We start from the raw sequence: 18,046 nt of genomic DNA on the forward strand, positions 1-18,046 counted from the left end.
ATTCTCATCCATGGCTTATCTATCCGCAGTTACCCTACTTTGGGCATTCTCATTTAGCCTGATCGGCGTTTACCTCGCCGGTCAGGTTGATTCTTGGTTCTCGGTGTTCATGCGCGTGGCACTGGCGAGCCTGGTTTTCATTCCCTTTTTGAAATTCCGTGGCGTTAGCAAACCCCTGATCGCGAAACTGATGACCGTCGGTGGCTTCCAGCTCGGTTTGATGTATTGCTTCTACTACCAATCTTTTTTGCTCCTTTCCGTGCCAGAAGTATTGCTGTTCACCGTATTCACACCCATTTACGTCACGCTAATCTATGACTTCTTGAAAGGTCGCTTTTCACCTTGGTACTTAGTTACCGCAGCAATAGCCGTATTTGGTGCCGCCTGGATTAAATTTGCAGGCATTAATGAAGATTTCCTACTGGGCTTTTTGGTCGTACAAGGAGCAAACCTCTGCTTTGCCATCGGTCAGGTGGGCTACAAATATATCATGGAGAGTGAACCCGTCGATTTGCCACAACACACCGTGTTTGGCTACTTCTACTTAGGTGCACTTTGTGTAGCAACCGTGGCTTTCGCGCTCATGGGTAACCTCGACAAACTACCTACCACTGCAACACAATGGGGCATTCTGACATACCTTGGGTTGATTGCTTCTGGTTTTGGTTACTTTGCTTGGAACAAAGGCGCGACTATGGTGAACGCAGGTGCACTGGCAGTAATGAACAATGCATTGGTTCCGGCGGGCTTGATTGTAAACATTGTGATTTGGAACCGCGATGTTGATGTCATGCGACTCGCCATTGGCGGTGCGATCATCATGCTATCCCTATGGATTAACGAAACCTGGGTGAAAAAGCGCGTAGAGATGAGCTACGCCAATAAGTAACGCAGCTAATCCTATAAACATTTCGACAATAAAAAACGCTCTCCGACTGGAGAGCGTTTTTTTATTTGATTAATGCACTTTGGCTTGTGAGATTGCGTTCATCAAAGCATTAGGTGGCGTTGGCAGCAACACTTCTAGTTTCGCATTACGCGCTTCCAGTTTACGCTGACGCTTAAGTAACTTTTGTTGTTTTTTCGCCACTTTTAGCAACTTCTTTTGCTGCTTATAGTGCTTTTTCAGTGCTTTTTTCGCTTTCTTGAGCGATTTTTTATCCGCTAAATCAAACCATACTGATGCGTCGGCTCTTACTGGCTCCGGAGATTTTTCGGCTTGTTTTTTCTCTTTCACGCGCTCAACAACACGCTTCACAATCGCGGCTTTTTCGTTGCTTTGTTTAGTGGTCACTGGAATCGCTTGTGATGGCAGAGCTTCAACCAATAAGCCACATGCTTGTTGCTCACTCAATGGCTTGTCTTGGCATTTTTGTGGAGGAATTGCGGCTGGCTTACAAAGGGTATCTTTGGCCGATGAAGAGCGTGCGCAAGAACGACAAACGAATTTTGGTGCGACAACTAAACGATGGATATCACCAAGTTCTGCCGCGATCTGTTTGCGACTCATTTTACATAAACGTTTAGCCATTCTACTACTCCAGCTTCCCAGTTATCGACCGCATCACAACAAGTGAAATAATAATAATTCTTAGTTAGATATACAGTCAGGAAAGGGAATTAGCAAGAGAAAACTATCAATAGAGACGAGGAAAGAGAAGCTGAGTCACAGCACGATACACCGTACTGTGACAAGAAAAGTTGAGCCGTCAGGAAGTTATGCCATCGATGCTTTAACATAGACATCGAAGCGATTTTTTTTCGTTTCAATCGCCATGGTCGGTTTTTTCTCGTTCAGCCAGTTAGCATAGTCTGGGCGTTTAACTACTACACGCTTTGTGGCTAACGCCATGGCTGGTTCTAGTAGGCCATCGGCGTCCAAATCGGCGCCAACCAACGATTGGAAAACGCGCATTTCTTTTTTCACGAGCGCCGACTTCTTTTTATTTTCTGGGTGCGGATACATCGGGTCAAGATACACCACATCTGGCTGGACAAAGTCTTTATCTTGCGCCAATTGTTCCAACGCATCATGGCTAGAAGCATGGATTAGCGACATGCGCTCAGATACCCAGGTGCCGATTTCTGAGTCTTGTTTCGCTCGAGCCAAGCCATCATCTAACAAAGCGGCTACGACTGGATGACGCTCGACCATCTGCACTTTACAACCTAGCGAGGCGAGCACAAACGCATCACGACCAAGGCCTGCCGTGCCGTCTAACACGGTTGGCGTTGCCCCTTTGTTCAAACCCGCCGCTTTCGCAATTGCCTGGCCTTTACCACCACCGAACTTGCGACGATGACCGACCGCACCACCAATCAAATCCACAAAGATTGCACCCAGCTTTGGCTCATCCACTTTACGTAGCTCCAAACGCTCGGTGGTTAGCACCAAAGCAAAATCGCTATCGTCAGTGTGAGAAAGCTGCCAACGCGCAGCGAGTTCATCAAGATGAGATTGTTGAGACGGGTTTTCACAGATCAATTGCAGTTGCAAAAGGAGGCTCCAATAAAAATCGAGGTAACTGGCGCTGAGTGTATACCTAAGTTACCTATTAATGCTAGGTTGAGCTTGCTACGCAGAGGTTATACAGCCGTCAGTTGCTCCACTATCTCAGAAAGCGGCTTAGGATGGCCAATACCGTAGCCTTGGCCGTAGTCCACACCGAGGTCTATCAAATGCTGCATGACCTGGTCATTTTCGACAAACTCCGCCACCGTCACTTTGCCTAGTTGCTTCGCCAAGTCATTGATTGAACGAACCATCACGCGGTCCATTTCATTTACGTTGATATCTTGCACGAAAAGACCATCAATTTTCACGATATCGACAGGAAGTTTCTTTAAGTAACCAAATGAAGACAATCCAGATCCGAAATCATCCAATGCAATCATGCAACCCAGAGCCTTTAGCTTGGTAAACAACTCAATGGCTTGATCCAGATTGCTCATCGCCGCTGTCTCGGTGATTTCTAAGCAGATTTTTTCACACGGCAGAGTCGAACTTTCCAATCGCTCCAATAAGAAGTCAATAAACTCTTGATTCCCCATAGATTGACCTGAAAGGTTTATCGAACAGCGACCAAGCTGTTCAACCACCTCAGGACGCTGTTCAAACCACTCTAGTGTTTGAGTAATAACCTGCTTATCAATCCAATGGGCAATGTTGTAGCGCTCGGAAGCAGGGATAAACAGCGCAGGAGAAACATAATCACCGTACCCATTGCGAATACGCACCAAAATCTCAAAATACATTTGAGTCTCGTGCTTTTGTAAGCTTTTTATCGGTTGAGCAAACAGTTCTAAACGTTGATTCGACAATGCCTCATGCACCAAATTGACGCTCTGCATTTCCATCTGACGACGCTGCAACTCTTCGTTATCTAAGCTGAATAGATTATAGCGGTTACGGCCTTGCTCTTTAGCGGCGTGACAAGCAGAGTCTGCTTGAGCGTGCACCATTTGTGGCGTATCAGCGGTATGATCGATGATACGGATACCAATTGAGCAACTGATGAACAGGCGTGTGTCTTCCCAAATAAAGAGGTGTTCGCTTAGTGTCGAGATGATCAGTTTGGCAATATTGATGGCGCCATATTCGTCACAGTCTTTGAGTAACACCGCAAACTCATCGCCTCCCATTCGAGCCAAGATGGAATTGTACGGCAGAACGCCTTCCAGCATACTGGCGCAGAATTGAATCGCCGCATCACCTGCATCATGCCCAACCGTATCATTGAGGACTTTTAGTTGATCTAAGTCGAGGTACAGCATGGCGTGGACTCGACGATGGCTGTCCACTTCGCACAGTGCGGTCTTAAGCTCTAGTTCAAAATGGTTTCTGTTGTAAGTCCCCGTCAGTAAGTCATAGCGAGCTTGGTATTCCAATTTCTCGGAGAGCAGTTTGGTTTCGGTAATATCTTCGCCCACAATCAGCAGTTGCTCAGATTCACTCAGCGGACGAATATTCTCGCGCACCCAAACACGATGACCATTTGCATGACGATACTCGACTTCACGTCGCCAAACACCATGCACTTGCTGGTTGGGTTGCAATAACACTTGGCGAGGGAACAGCACTTTGTCATCAAAATAGAACTCCCTCAGGCGATGTCCGAGCATGTCCATCGGTTTGTAGCCAAGAAGTAGTTGAGCAAATCGATTCACTTCTTGAATTCGGTTATTACTATCAAGCGTCACCATCATCACGGGCTGCTGCTCATAATAGTTGCGTAGGGTTGACTCACGTTGGTAGAGCTTGTCTTCCATCAATTTACGACTGGTAATATCGCGCGCTTCAAACAAGTATTGCTTATGATTCCCTACTTGCTGAGAAAAAGGCTTGAGCGAAACTTCTAATACCAAGGAGCCGTGTTCTTTACTCCAAATTTCAGCTTCAAACGTCGACACTTGATGGTGAGGCGCATGGAAATACTCCTCTAGCAGCGCTTGGGCTTTCTCACTCCAGTTGGGATGAAACCAAAGTGGTCGGTCTAAACGCAGTCCTTGGTGATAAAGTAAGGATTGAAGGTGATCGTTGCCCGATTTAAGCACACCGTTGGCATCCAAAATGCCCATATACTGCATGCTCTGATCGAAAATCGATTCTAGAATAGCCTGGCTTTCTCGCGCAGCGCTCTCACTGCGACGCATCCGCTGTAAATAATAACCCATCAGCAAAATGACCACCGACATCACCACAAACAGACTACCAAACAGGCGAATTTCCTTGGCAAAACGTTCAGAAAGCTTCATTGGCTTATTAAAAAATACCGCAGAAACCTCTTGTTCAGCCCCCAATCCCCAACGCGCTACCGCTTGGTAATCGAGCTTTATTTCAGAATCACTTTTTTTCACGGCAGGCAGAGGCTGATCAGGGTTATCCAAAACGAATTCAAGCATCTCTGCACTCTCAATACCATGCCGATAACCACTTTGAATAACCCCTCCAACTGCGCCATGACCCAAACCAATGTCATGCACCATAAACAGCGGCGCGTTTGAGACTTTGTTGACACCAACCCAGTCACGCTCGCTGCCAACCATACCTTGTTTATCTCGGTAATAGGTCCAGAACAAGACGACTTTATCGGAACTCAGTTTTGCGACTTGTTGTTTTAGATCGATGATACTGTCTGGGACAACTTGTACGATTTTGTCTCGATATTGCGGGAACTTGAGGACAAAATTGTCGATTTGATAACGCAACACCTCACCGGTCACCGAGTGGTCACTGACGATGAGAACTTGTGTGTAGTTCGGATGTAAGCGCTCAATAAGAGCGAGATTCGCTTCCAAATCGACATCTTCCATGACTCCGGTTGCATTCAGAGAACGATGTAAAGAAGGATGGTAGTTATTAATGCCGTTAAATATAACTGGGGTGTCTTTGATGATTGGGGCTAAACGCTGCATGAGTTCAAGCGCATTGTTATCGCTCACTAAAATGGCATCGAATCGCTCTTTGCGTAATTTCGTAAGATATAAGGATTTTAGTTGTGCAAAAAACTGCTCACTCTGGTTACGTTTCGAGTCTAGATAAAGCACACGCATGTCCAACGCTCGATCGCCCAGCTGTTGCTCGATGCCTCGCTGTATGGAGTCCGTCCAGAAAAAACCCTGATGATAGGAGTGCACGACCAACACCTTCGGATCTGAGGCCGTAGCAAACGCGCTCCAACATAGCGCGGCAATAACCAGAAAACGCTGCACATTATCTCCATAGCTCGGAGTTAACCCGCAGTTACTCCTGCCAAACCTTGTGAATCCTATCCGCTATGAGTATAAAAGGGAGGTAAAACTCTATCCCTAACGGAAATCATAGTATGAATGCGAGCCTGCCGAAACTCGACGACCTTGACCGCGCAATATTAAAAACACTGATGGCTGACGCCAGAACGCCCTACGCAGAAATGGCAAAGCAGTTCGATGTCAGCCCTGCCACTATCCATGTGCGTATCGAGAAGATGAAGTCGGCTGACATCATCGAAGGAACGGAGGTGATCATCAATACCAAAAAGCTTGGCTACGATGTGTGCTGCTTTATTGGTATTAACCTCAATGCAGCTCGTGATTACCACTCCGCGTTAGAAAAACTCAACGCGCTCGACGAAGTCGTTGAAGCTTACTACACCACGGGCGCGTATAACATATTCGTCAAATTGATGTGCAAATCGATTGAAGAGCTGCAATTTGTACTGATCGACAAGCTGCAAGCCATTGATGAGGTTCAGTCCACAGAGACATTGATATCGTTGCAGAACCCGATCAACCGCAACGTAAATCCGTAAAATTTTTTATAAAAAATGTACAAAAAAGGCCAACTGAACGGTTGGCCTTGATGTTTTTTGCTCAATTTACGCCGCAATACCCGAATGGCGCAACAGTGCATCGATTTGTGGCTCGCGGCCACGGAAGCGCTTGAACAGCTCCATTGGCTCTTCACTGCCCCCCATTTCTAGAATGTTGTTCAGGAAGCTTAGGCCCGTCTCTTTGTTGAAGATGCCTTCTTCTTCAAAGCGAGAATACGCGTCTGACGACAGCACTTCAGCCCATAGGTAGCTGTAGTAACCCGCACTGTAGCCACCAGCAAAAATATGGCCGAAGCTGTGTGAGAAACGCGCCCACTCAACCGCAGGAACTACCGCGACTTTCTCTTTCACTTTCGCCAGAGTTTCCAGTACACGCGCACCCACTTCAGGGTCATATTCGGTGTGAAGCGTGAAGTCGAACAAGCCGAATTCTAGCTGACGCAAAATACCCATCGCAGATTGGAAGTTTTTCGCTGCGAGCATTTTGTCTAGCATCGCTTTAGGTAGCGGCTCATCTGTCTCATAGTGACCAGAAATGAACGCCAGCGCATCCTCTTCCCAACACCAGTTTTCTAGGAACTGACTTGGTAGCTCAACCGCATCCCAAGGCACGCCATTAATACCTGAAACAGCACCTGTATCAACTTGCGTCAACATGTGGTGGATTCCATGACCAAACTCATGGAATAGCGTCACGACTTCATCGTGCGTGAACAGTGCTGGTTTGTCGCCCACTGGACGGTTGAAGTTACACGTTAGATACGCAACCGGCGTTTGCAGCTCGCCAGATAGCGTAACGCGACGACCACGACAATCATCCATCCACGCGCCGCCACGTTTGTGTTCACGAGCGTAGAGATCTAGGTAGAAGCTGCCACGGAGTGTGCCTTCAGCATCAAAGATATCGAAAAAGCGCACGGACTCATGCCAAGTGTCTACGCCTTCGCGCTCAGTAACGGTCATGCCAAACACGCGGTTTAGCACTTCAAACAGACCGCTCACGACTTTTGACTCTGGGAAGTATGGGCGCAGTTCTTCATCCGAAATTTGGAACAGGTGCTGCTTTTGTTTCTCGCTGTAGTAAGCGATATCCCAAACGTTCAGCTCTTCAACACCAAACTCACTTTTCGCAAACTGACGTAACTCTTCGACTTCACGTTCACCTTGCGGTTTCGCACGTGTCGCTAGGTCATTCAGGAAGCCCAGCACTTGATCCGGCGTTTCAGCCATCTTTGTTGCTAACGACTTTTCACTGTAAGTATTGAAACCTAGCATACGTGAAATTTCATGGCGCAGTTTTAGCTGCTCAGTAATGATTTCTGAATTATCCCATTTGCCTGCGTTTGGACCTCGATCAGAAGCGCGCGTCACGTACGCTTCGTACACTTCTTTACGCAACTCTTGGTTATCGCAGTACGTCATGACAGGTAGGTAAGATGGGATATCTAGCGTAATGAGGTAACCATCTAACTCTTTTGCTTCTGCGGCAGCTTTCGCTGCTGCCAGCGCCGATTCTGGCATACCTGCTAGGTCTTTCTCGTCTGTGATGTGCTTGGTCCAACCCATGGTGGCATCCAGCACATTGTTAGAGAATTTAGAGCTCAGCTCAGACATACGTTTGCTGATCTCGCCGTAACGGTGCTGCTCATCGGATGGCAAACCAATGCCTGATAACTCGAAATCACGCAGTGCATCAGTGATGGTTTTCTGCTGGGCACGAGTTAACGTTGCAAATTCTTCGCTCGCTTTGATGGTTTTGTACGCTTCGTACAACCCTTTGTGCTGACCAACCCAAGTGCCGTACTCTGACAAAATTGGTAGGCAACTTTCGTAAGCCTCGCGTAGCGCTTCGCTGTTCACTACTGAGTTCATGTGACCCACTGGTGACCAAATGCGGCTCAAGCGGTCATCCGCTTCTTCAATTGGCGCGATCACACTGGTCCAGCTTGGGTTTGCGTTGTCTTTTAGTACCTCGTCAATCTTGGCACGACAATCCGCAATCGCCTGCTCCACTGCAGGTTTAATGTGTTCTGGTTTGATTTGCGAAAACGGAGGAAGATCCGTAAACGTAAGAAGTGGATTAGACATGAATAATTCCTTTTGTGTTTTGGCTCTGTATTTGCCTATTCGCATTTGCAAAGCACCTATTGGTGTTTGCAAAACAGTAGGCGAACTCAATGCACAGGCAAGCCGACAACATGGATGGGGGGATTTCCGTTCCCTTTCTCGATGCAGCAATGACCGAATGGGTCAAAGAGCGCTTACTCTGTCCTTGAGTCTTGTTATGCCTAAGTTCGGTTTGGCACTCTATTGGAGCGGCACAATCCCACTTAGGTTCAATTTGTTTACTCATACTAAGTATGGGTGACTTAAAGAAATTTCAATAGCGAATCCCTATCAGTGATACTGATTTGAATCGAAGTTCTACTTCTTTAAGTTACTTGAGTATAATACCGCCATATCGCGAAAATCACAGACCACACTCAGCCAAAGAGTGTTTCGAGAGTTTAATTTGTTAAGTTACCGCCACAGCTTCCACGCTGGCAACCATGCCGACGTGGTCAAACACATCGTTCAAAGCCTCATTCTTGATGCGCTGAAACAAAAAGATAAACCATTCGTTTATCACGATACCCACTCGGGTGTGGGCCGTTACGATCTGACTCACGAATGGTCTGAAAAAACGGGCGAATACAAACAAGGCATCGCACGTATTTGGGATAACCCAAGCATTCCTGAAGACATCAAAAGCTACATCGATGCCATTAAAGTGCTCAACAATGGCGAGAAGCTGCGTTACTACCCAGGCTCACCACGTGTGGCGCGCGCGCAAATCCGCCCACAAGATCGCATGGTGCTGACCGAGTTGCACCCGGCCGATCACCCATTGTTAGAGCAAGAATTCCATCGTGATCGCCAAGTGAGCATCTTCAAAGAAGACGGATTCCAACGCCTCAAAGCAAGCTTACCGCCACAAGAGCGTCGTGGCTTGGTGCTGATTGACCCACCATACGAACTCGCGAAAGAGTACCGCGATGTGGTGCGAGCGATTCATCAGAGCCATAAACGTTGGGCAACCGGTATCTACGCGATTTGGTACCCAGTGGTAAACCGCCACGACATCGAAGATATGATCGAAGGCTTGGAAGCACTGGGCATTCGTAAAATTCTGCAAATCGAGTTAGGTGTTGCACCAGATACCAACGAGCGCGGCATGACGGCATCCGGCATGATTGTGATTAACCCACCGTGGAAACTGGAAAGCCAGATGAAAGAGATTCTGCCATTCCTGCAAGACGCGATCGCACCAGCAACTGGCCACTGGAAAGTGGACTGGATTGTGCCAGAGTAAGCACTTCAGTACCGATATCTTCAAGCGCAACGATATTCTCGTTGCGCTTTTTTATGCTCTCACCTTCTCCCTCCAGTCGTGCTTATTCTTCTTTTTGTGCCTCTCATCGCTATTTGTCATAAGTATTGTCGCTTTTTCCCATTTAGGAATTAGTCGAATTCGATTTATGATAGTGGGATAACGGTGGCATTGAGTTCGGACAAGGTCATCCCAATCTATCTATGTACCAGATAAAATTTATAAGCTCTTGGAGAAAGTAATGGCGACTCATTTTGACTATATCTGTATCGGTGGCGGCAGTGGCGGCATCGCATCTGCAAACCGTGCGGCGATGTACGGCGCGAAAGTTGCGCTAATCGAAGCTCAAGACCTTGGCGGTACCTGTGTCAACGTAGGTTGTGTACCGAAAAAAGTAATGTGGCATGGCGCGCAAATCGCAGAAGCAATGAACCTGTACGCAGAAGATTACGGTTTTGATGTCGACGTGAAAGGTTTCGACTGGAGCAAACTGGTTGAGAGCCGTCAGGCATACATCGGTCGTATTCACCAATCTTACGATCGCGTTCTTGGCAACAACAAAGTAAACGTGATTAAAGGCTTTGCTAAGTTTGTTGACGAAAAAACTGTCGAAGTAAACGGTGAACACTACACAGCAGATCACATCCTGATCGCGGTTGGTGGTCGTCCTACTATTCCAAACATTCCAGGCGCTGAATACGGCATCGATTCAAACGGCTTCTTCGACCTAGCAGAGCAACCAAAACGCGTTGCGGTTGTGGGCGCAGGCTACATCGCAGTTGAAATTGCTGGCGTACTGCACGCGCTAGGTACAGAAACGCACCTGTTCGTACGTAAAGAGTCACCACTACGTAGCTTCGATCCAATGATCATCGATACGTTGGTTGAAGTAATGGACGCAGAAGGCCCAACACTGCACACCCATTCTGTACCAAAAGAAGTGGTAAAAGAAGCCGATGGCAGCCTAACTCTGCACCTAGAAAACGGTGAGAGCCAAAACGTTGACCAACTGATTTGGGCAATCGGTCGTCACCCAGCAACTGACGCAATCAACCTAGCGTCAACTGGCGTTGCAACGAACGAAAAAGGCTACATCAAGGTAGACGAATACCAAGAAACGAACGTGAAAGGCATCTACTGTGTGGGTGACATCATGGAAGGCGGTATCGAACTAACACCAGTAGCAGTGAAAGCGGGTCGTCAACTTTCTGAGCGTCTTTTCAACAACAAACCAAACGCGAAGATGGACTACGATTTGGTACCAACTGTGGTATTTAGCCACCCACCAATCGGCACTATCGGTCTAACAACGCAAGAAGCAGAAGAGAAGTACGGCAAAGACAACATCAAAGTCTACACATCTGGCTTTACTGCGATGTACACCGCTGTTACTAAGCACCGTCAACCATGTAAGATGAAGCTTGTATGTGCGGGCGAAGAAGAAACGGTTGTTGGCCTACACGGCATCGGTTTCACGGTAGATGAAATGATCCAAGGCTTCGGCGTAGCAATGAAGATGGGCGCAACCAAAGCAGACTTCGACTCTGTTGTGGCTATCCACCCAACGGGCTCAGAAGAGTTCGTAACGATGCGTTAATTGCGCGCTAATCGCATTGCTGATTTCAGCGAATCATTTGAAAAGGTCATCTTAGGATGACCTTTTTTTGTTAGACCATGCTTAACTCGCATTCTCCAATAACGTGCGAATAAACTCGGCTTTGATAGCACTCTCCTGCTTACCGTCATGAATCAGACACAAGTCTGCACGCAGTGACTCTTTCAGCTTGATAAAACGAATCCCATGCCAATGATGCTGAGAAAACGTCGACGGCACCAACGTCACGGTATTGCTGTTTGCCACATACGCCATCAAGGTGCTTGGCTCCACCACTTGTTTGCCAAGATGGGGTGAAAAGCCTTCTTGCAGACAGGCATTGATGATGAAGTTTGCCGAGGCAGAATTCGCCAAGCTCATAAACGCAAACTCACACGTCTTTAAATCTTGGAGCCGCAGCAAAGATTTGCTGGCTAACTCATGTTGCTCCGACACCGCCACCACAAACACATCTTTACCCAAAGATACCGACTGATACGGATAAATGTTGAGTGCATCGGCAAAACGCACAATGCCCACATCAATTTTCTTCTCGCTCAGATGCTTCTTTTGCGTCTCTGGGTTGAGGTCAAAAATGTCGGCGTGATAAGTGTCATGCTCAGCATGGAAACGCTGTAACAGACGATCAAATCCACCCCAAAATGCGCTACTTACCACACCAACTCGCAAGATGTTTCTCTGGTTCAACCCCACTTGCTGCACTTGATTGAGCGAGACATCCAAGGTCTGAAAAATCAGTTGGCATTTGGACTCCAACAATCGCCCGGCCTCCGTCAGCATGACGTTTCTTGAATCACGCTCAAACAGTTTGACGTTAAGCACTTCTTCCAACTCTTTGATGCGATTGCTCAACGGCGAATTGGTGATATTGAGGTTCTCGGCGGCCTTAGTGAAATGCTTGGTTTGTGCGACCTCGTAAAAGTAACGCAGCATCTTCAGCGTCACGCGCTCAAATGGTTCTGACTTCATGCATTGAGTCCTAGCGAATTTCATCATCCTCTTTTTAAGGATGATAGTAGCGAATAAAGCAAAGATAACCAGCGCAGAAAGTCACACAATAGAATCAACACACAACCAGAAGGTGACTAACATGAATCACGATCCAGTAATCGGTGCGCTACAAACCATTCGCGAACGCAAACCAAACTTCCAACCTAAAGCGGCGTTTATTTTAGGCTCTGGCTTGGGCGTATTGGCAGATGAACTACAAGACAAAGTGGTCATTCCATACGAAGAGCTCGAAGGCTTTCCGGTTAGCACCGTGCAAGGCCACTCTGGTGAGTTGGTACTTGGTACCATGGGTGGCGTAGACGTAGTGTGCATGAAAGGTCGCGGTCACTACTACGAACACGGCTCAATGAAGGTCATGACCACGCCCGTGCGCACCTTTAAAAAGCTGGGCTGTGAGTTTCTGCTCGTCACCAACGCGGCAGGCTCACTTCGCCCTGAACGCATCGACGTCGGTTCTCTGGTGGTATTTCATGACCACATCAATACCATGCCTGAATCGCCAATGATCGGTCCGAATGATGAAGAGTACGGCCCGAGGTTCTTCAGCCTCGCCAATGCGTACGACAAAGACCTGCGCGCAGAAGCGTTTGAAGTCGGCAAAGCCAATGGCATTCACCTGAATGAAGGCGTGTTTGTCTCTTACACAGGCCCCAACTTTGAGACCACAGCCGAAATCCGCATGATGCAAATCATCGGTGGTGATGTGGTGGGCATGTCGGTCGTGCCAGAAGTGATTTCTGCGGCGCATTGCGGCTTACCCGTATTGGCAGTGTGTGCGATCACCAACATGGCAGAAGGCTTGGGAGATGTAGAATTGTCTCACGCCCAAACATTGAAGTGCGCGAAGCTAGCCGAAGCAGATTTCATTCGCTTTATTAAGCGCTTTATGAAGCATCACTTCTAAAGCCGTTTCATTCCAAAAGCAAAAGGGTCATCAAGTAACTTGATGACCCTTTTTTGTATCACTTTTTCTAACGTTCGGGGTATTTCGGAGCCGTTTGTGCGTTTTACTTAACTGCGCGAACCAATTCAGCAATGCCTTCCCAATCGCCGTTGTCCATCATTGCGGTTGGCACCATCCAAGTACCGCCACAAGCCACAACCGATTTCAGCGCTAGGTAATCTTCCACGTTGGATGGGCTTACGCCACCTGTTGGCATGAATTCCACTGGGTAAACCGCCGTGAGTGCTTTCAGCATGTTTACGCCGCCTGATGGCTCAGCAGGGAAGAACTTCAACGTACGCAGACCCATTTCCATCGCTTGCTCAACCAAGCTTGGGTTGTTTACACCCGGTACGATAGTCACACCACGTTGCTGACAGTATTTCACTGTGGTTGGGTTGAAGCCTGGGCTAACGATAAAGTCCACGCCTGCTTCGATCGCGATATCCACTTGTTCTGTGGTCAGAACGGTGCCCGCGCCAATCAACAATTCTGGGTACGCTTCACGCATGATGCGAATCGACTCCGCCGCCGCTTCGGTGCGGAATGTCACTTCCGCACATGGTAAACCGTTTTCTACCAACACTTTTGCCAGTGGCAGAGCGTGTGCTACGTCGTTGATTGCGATAACTGGGACGATTTTGATTTCTCTTAATCGTTGTTCAAGTGTTGTCATGGGGAACCTCTAAAGAATAAAGCTTAATGTTGCGACGATAATAAACGCGATACCGCCAAGTAACGTTTCCATTACCGTCCAAGTTTTTAATGTGGTTTTCTCATCCATCTCAAGCAGACGAGATACCAACCAGAAACCAGAGTCATTGAAGTGAGACAGTACCGTTGCACCACCCGCAATCGCGATTACGATAAAGCAAAGGTCGAGTTCACTCAAACCTGTTGATGCTGCCACAACCGGCGCGATAAGAGCCGCCGTGGTGGTTAGCGCTACGGTTGCCGAGCCTTGAGCAACACGCAGACAGGTTGAAATCACAAACGCCGCCACAATCACAGGCATACCTGTGTCTGTAAGAACGTCAGCCAGTGCATCACCAATACCGCTTGAGCGCAGTACGCCGCCAAACATGCCACCTGCACCCGTTACTAGGATAACACCACAGATAGGAGCCAATGACTCACCACATAATTTTTCTAGTTTTGCCATGCCGTAGTCTTTGGCAAACACAGCCAGACAGACAATCAAAGTGATCAGTAACGCAACTGGGGTTTTACCTAGCATGCGTAGGAACTCAACCAGTGCCGTTTTGCCATCAATCACACCCGCAACCGCCAGTGTGTTCAATACCGTATCCAAACAGATTAGCAGGACTGGCAGCACAAGGATGGTCATAACCGTGCCAAATTTTGGTGCGTTGCGCTCATCCACCATCGCTTCGCCATTAAAGAAGGCTTTAGATAGTGGGATATCGAATTTTTTGCCCGCGTACAAACCAAATAGGTAAGCGCCAAGGTACCAAGTTGGAATAGCAACCAAAATACCCACCACCAATAGCAGACCGATGTTTGCGCCAAGGAATTCTGCCGCTGCAACCGGACCTGGGTGTGGTGGAACAAACGCGTGCATAACCGCAAAAGCACCAGCTGCAGGCAACGCGTATTTAATTGGTGAGCCACCAAAACGAGCCGCCACACTTAGGATGATTGGCATCATCACTACAAGGCCAGCATCGAAGAAGATTGGGAAGCCAAACAGTAATGAAGCGACGCCCAAAGCAAATGGTGCGCGCTCTTTACCAAAGCGACCAATCAAAGTGTCTGCCAGCACTTTCGCACCGCCAGTCACTTCAAGAATTTTACCGATCATCGCACCAAGACCAACCAGCAATGCCACGGAAGCCAGCGTGCCGCCGAAGCCGCCCATCATGGTCGATACGACTTTCTCTGAAGGAACGCCAGTGGCGATTGCCGTACCTAAACTCACCATAGTAAGGGAAGCAAAAGCATGGACTTTCAGTTTAATGATCAGAACGAGTAACGCTGCAATGGCAAGGCCTGCAATCGTCAGTAGGAACGTAGGATCTGGGGCTTGGGTTAATTGCTCCATAGGTTCACCTTTAAGAATTATTGTTTGTGTTATGGTTCACATTTATTTCAGTTACCGGTAACATGTTACCGATAACATGAATAAGATAAACCCATATTTTAAAGTGAATTCAAAAATTGAGATCACGCGCAAATTTGGTTATGAGGATAAGTTATGGCTGGTAGTAGTGTCATCGTTATGGGCGTTTGTGCTAGTGGTAAAAGCACAATTGGTGAGCATCTAGCGAAAAAGCTAGGGCGTAAATTCATTGATGGTGATGATCTTCATCCACGAGCGAACATTCAGAAAATGGCATCGGGCCAGCCTCTGAACGATGATGATCGCAAGCCATGGCTAGAACGCATTCGTGATGCGGCGTACAGCCTAGAAAGCAAAAACGAACACGGCATTATTGTCTGTTCAGCACTGAAAAAGATTTACCGCGATCAGATCCGCGAAGGCAACAACAACGTGACCTTCCTGTTCCTTGATGGCGATAGGGAGTTGATCCTTAATCGCATGCGTATGCGCAAAGGCCACTTCATGAAAGAAAACATGGTGAAGAGCCAATTCGAGACACTAGAGCGCCCAGACAACGAGCCTCAAACTCTGATCGTCAGTATCGACGGAGACATCAGCGACGTGGTGGAACGCTCTGCCGCTGAGCTAATCAAAATGCAAGCGATCGAGGTGGCGTAATGACTCACTCTGTTGTTATTGAGGTCACACAACGCTTGACCGAGCGCAGCCGCGAAGCGCGCGCTGCCTTTCTTGCTCGCACCGAAGTGCAAGCCGAAGCTGGCAAAGGCCGCGTTGGTTTATCTTGTGGTAACTTAGCCCATGCAGTCGCCGCTTCTTGCTCTTCTGAAAAGAAAAATATTCTCGATTTTACTCATGCCAATGTCGCGCTGATCAGCGCCTACAACGACATGTTGAGCGCCCACCAGCCGTACCAAGACTACCCAGCACAAATCAAAAAAGTGCTGGCGGACTACGGCCATACGGCGCAAGTCGCAGGTTGTGTGCCAGCGATGTGCGATGGGGTGACTCAAGGTCAAGCAGGCATGGATATGTCGCTGTTTTCACGTGACTTAATTGCGCAATCAACGGCGTTGTCTTTGAGTCACAATGTCTTTGATGCCACATTACTGCTTGGCATCTGTGACAAAATCGCCCCGGGGCAACTGATGGGCGCACTGTCTTACGCGCACCTGCCGACTGCGTTTGTACCAGCGGGTCTGATGGCTACGGGCATCAGCAACGAAGAGAAAGTCGACGTGCGCCAAAAATACGCAGCGGGTGAAGTCGGCAAAGACGCTCTGCTGGATATGGAGTGTCGCGCTTACCACTCTGCGGGGACGTGTACGTTTTACGGCACAGCCAACACCAACCAGTTGGTGTTCGAAGCCATGGGCTTAATGCTGCCAGGTTCGGCATTCATCCATCCCCATACCCAACTGCGTAAAGCGTTAACCGATCACGCGGCTCTGAAAATCGCCTCAATGACGGCGGGTTCTGCACACTTCCGTCCGTTGGCAGAAGTGGTCACAGAAAAGAGCTTGGTCAACGGCATCATCGCTCTACTCGCATCTGGCGGCAGTACCAATCACACCATTCATATGATCGCCGTGGCGCGTGCTGCTGGCATCTTGCTCACGTGGCAAGACATCAGCGATCTGTCGGATGTGGTTCCTTTGTTAGCTCGCGTTTACCCGAACGGCCCAGCCGATATGAACGCGTTCCAAGACGCGGGGGGCGTGCCCGCGTTATTGCACCGCTTGAACCAATCCGAGCTTTTGCATCGCGATGTGAAACCCGTGTTTGGTGAATTTGAAGACCAAATGACGCTACCGAGCCTTGTCGATGGCCAACTGACCTGGACATCGTGCCAAGGCAGCCAAGACGGTGACGTGATCGCCAAACCAGACGCCACATTCCAAAATACTGGCGGCACTCGCGTACTGACTGGCAACTTAGGCAAAGCCGTGGTGAAAGTGTCTGCGGTGAAAGAAGAGCAACGCGTGATTGTGGCACCAGCGATCGTATTCCAATGCCAACATGAAGTGGAAGCCGCGTACAAACGTGGTGAGCTGAACAAAGATTGCATCGTTGTAGTCACACACAACGGCCCAGCGGCAAACGGCATGCCTGAACTGCACAAGCTGATGCCAATTTTAGGTAACGTGCAAAAAGCGGGCTTTAAAGTGGCGTTGGTTACTGACGGTCGTTTATCTGGCGCGTCAGGTAAAATTCCGTCTGCGATTCATGTTTCTCCAGAAGCCATTCGTGGTGGCGCGATTGGTTTGGTGCGCAACGGTGATTTGATTCGCCTTGATTGCCAAACGGGCGAACTGAACAACTTAAGCGATACCACTGGTCGCGAGTTGATTCATTTCGACACCGAATCTACCCAACAAACCTGGGGACGAGGCTTGTTTAGCGTGATCCGCCAAAACGTCTCTAGCGCAGAAGAAGGCGCAAGCTTCATTGTTTAAGGCGAGAAGAAAGACCTCGTCATTCCGACGAGCCTAGGCGAGATCAGGAATCTACTATCAACGTGTTGTGAAGATAGAGAAAACTCCTCTGCCACTGCACTTTTTGTTGGTAGATTCTGAATCACGCTCGTCCCTCGCTGTTCAGAATGACGAGCTTTGGGATTAGCCTCAGTTCTTTCTAAAAAACGAATGAATCCGTCATTCCGACGAGCCTAAGCGAGATCAGGAATCTAATAGCAAAATGCGTGAAGCCAGAGAAA

14 protein-coding genes are annotated in these 18,046 nt (G+C 48.3%); 7 read left to right on the top strand and 7 right to left on the bottom strand.

The features are described 5' to 3' along the window. Nucleotides 1-10 precede the first annotated feature (10 nt). Nucleotides 11-889 carry a carboxylate/amino acid/amine transporter gene (locus tag R8O70_RS04820; protein WP_017635030.1) on the top strand — a complete coding sequence of 293 codons (879 nt, stop codon included), beginning with the start codon at nt 11-13 and terminating at the stop codon, nt 887-889. A gap of 69 nt (nt 890-958) precedes the next feature. On the opposite strand, the gene R8O70_RS04825 is transcribed toward R8O70_RS04820, so the two are convergent. The 3 genes from R8O70_RS04825 to R8O70_RS04835 all read right to left on the bottom strand — a co-directional run bounded on the left by R8O70_RS04825 (nt 959) and on the right by R8O70_RS04835 (nt 5,712). Next, the gene (locus R8O70_RS04825) at nt 959-1,531 is read right to left on the bottom strand and encodes a hypothetical protein (RefSeq protein WP_017821113.1); all 573 of its coding nucleotides are present in this window, start codon (nt 1,529-1,531) and stop codon (nt 959-961) included. Nucleotides 1,532-1,717: 186 nt separating this feature from the next. Beyond that, nucleotides 1,718-2,497, bottom strand: a complete 780-nt coding sequence (locus R8O70_RS04830; protein ID WP_053349765.1) for a class I SAM-dependent methyltransferase — start codon at nt 2,495-2,497, stop codon at nt 1,718-1,720. Between the two features lie 89 nt (nt 2,498-2,586). Beyond that, nucleotides 2,587-5,712, bottom strand: a complete 3,126-nt coding sequence (locus tag R8O70_RS04835) for an EAL domain-containing protein (RefSeq protein ID WP_318184063.1) — start codon at nt 5,710-5,712, stop codon at nt 2,587-2,589. Between the two features lie 113 nt (nt 5,713-5,825). Here R8O70_RS04835 and asnC point away from each other — a divergent pair, with 113 nt between their 5' ends. Then, complete coding sequence (gene asnC / locus R8O70_RS04840; protein WP_005389595.1) at nt 5,826-6,290, top strand: transcriptional regulator AsnC; 465 nt, start codon at nt 5,826-5,828, stop codon at nt 6,288-6,290. Nucleotides 6,291-6,356: 66 nt separating this feature from the next. Here the strand turns inward: asnC and prlC are convergent, their stop codons facing one another. Beyond that, complete coding sequence (prlC, locus tag R8O70_RS04845; RefSeq protein ID WP_238974891.1) at nt 6,357-8,399, bottom strand: oligopeptidase A; 2,043 nt, start codon at nt 8,397-8,399, stop codon at nt 6,357-6,359. A gap of 424 nt (nt 8,400-8,823) precedes the next feature. Here prlC and R8O70_RS04850 point away from each other — a divergent pair, with 424 nt between their 5' ends. Both R8O70_RS04850 and gorA read left to right on the top strand, forming a co-directional pair. Next, on the top strand, nt 8,824-9,663 hold the full coding sequence (locus R8O70_RS04850) for a 23S rRNA (adenine(2030)-N(6))-methyltransferase RlmJ (RefSeq protein ID WP_005379158.1): 840 nt from the start codon (nt 8,824-8,826) through the stop codon (nt 9,661-9,663). A 259-nt stretch (nt 9,664-9,922) separates the two neighbouring features. Beyond that, the gene (gene gorA / locus R8O70_RS04855; protein WP_031818769.1) at nt 9,923-11,278 is read left to right on the top strand and encodes a glutathione-disulfide reductase; all 1,356 of its coding nucleotides are present in this window, start codon (nt 9,923-9,925) and stop codon (nt 11,276-11,278) included. 81 nt (nt 11,279-11,359) lie between these two features. Here gorA and R8O70_RS04860 read toward each other — a convergent pair whose 3' ends face one another. Then, complete coding sequence (locus tag R8O70_RS04860) at nt 11,360-12,265, bottom strand: LysR family transcriptional regulator (RefSeq protein WP_162497013.1); 906 nt, start codon at nt 12,263-12,265, stop codon at nt 11,360-11,362. Between the two features lie 121 nt (nt 12,266-12,386). Between R8O70_RS04860 and xapA the strand changes: the two genes are divergently transcribed. Continuing rightward, on the top strand, nt 12,387-13,211 hold the full coding sequence (gene xapA / locus R8O70_RS04865) for a xanthosine phosphorylase (protein WP_318184064.1): 825 nt from the start codon (nt 12,387-12,389) through the stop codon (nt 13,209-13,211). Nucleotides 13,212-13,314: 103 nt separating this feature from the next. Here xapA and R8O70_RS04870 read toward each other — a convergent pair whose 3' ends face one another. Together R8O70_RS04870 and R8O70_RS04875 are read right to left on the bottom strand one after the other, a co-directional pair. Next, nucleotides 13,315-13,926 carry a bifunctional 4-hydroxy-2-oxoglutarate aldolase/2-dehydro-3-deoxy-phosphogluconate aldolase gene (locus R8O70_RS04870; protein ID WP_005394384.1) on the bottom strand — a complete coding sequence of 204 codons (612 nt, stop codon included), beginning with the start codon at nt 13,924-13,926 and terminating at the stop codon, nt 13,315-13,317. A 9-nt stretch (nt 13,927-13,935) separates the two neighbouring features. Then, the gene (locus R8O70_RS04875) at nt 13,936-15,312 is read right to left on the bottom strand and encodes a GntP family permease (RefSeq protein WP_012841240.1); all 1,377 of its coding nucleotides are present in this window, start codon (nt 15,310-15,312) and stop codon (nt 13,936-13,938) included. Between the two features lie 153 nt (nt 15,313-15,465). On the opposite strand from R8O70_RS04875, the gene R8O70_RS04880 reads away from it, so the two are divergent. Then, on the top strand, nt 15,466-15,990 hold the full coding sequence (locus R8O70_RS04880; protein WP_005379140.1) for a gluconokinase: 525 nt from the start codon (nt 15,466-15,468) through the stop codon (nt 15,988-15,990). Further along, the gene (gene edd / locus R8O70_RS04885; protein WP_318184066.1) at nt 15,990-17,786 is read left to right on the top strand and encodes a phosphogluconate dehydratase; all 1,797 of its coding nucleotides are present in this window, start codon (nt 15,990-15,992) and stop codon (nt 17,784-17,786) included. Before R8O70_RS04880 ends, edd begins: the two co-directional genes overlap by 1 nt. Nucleotides 17,787-18,046: the final 260 nt, after the last annotated feature.

Source organism: Vibrio sp. 779(2023) (assembly GCF_033344285.1).
In the GTDB taxonomy this organism is placed as follows: Bacteria; Pseudomonadota; Gammaproteobacteria; order Enterobacterales; family Vibrionaceae; genus Vibrio; species Vibrio alginolyticus.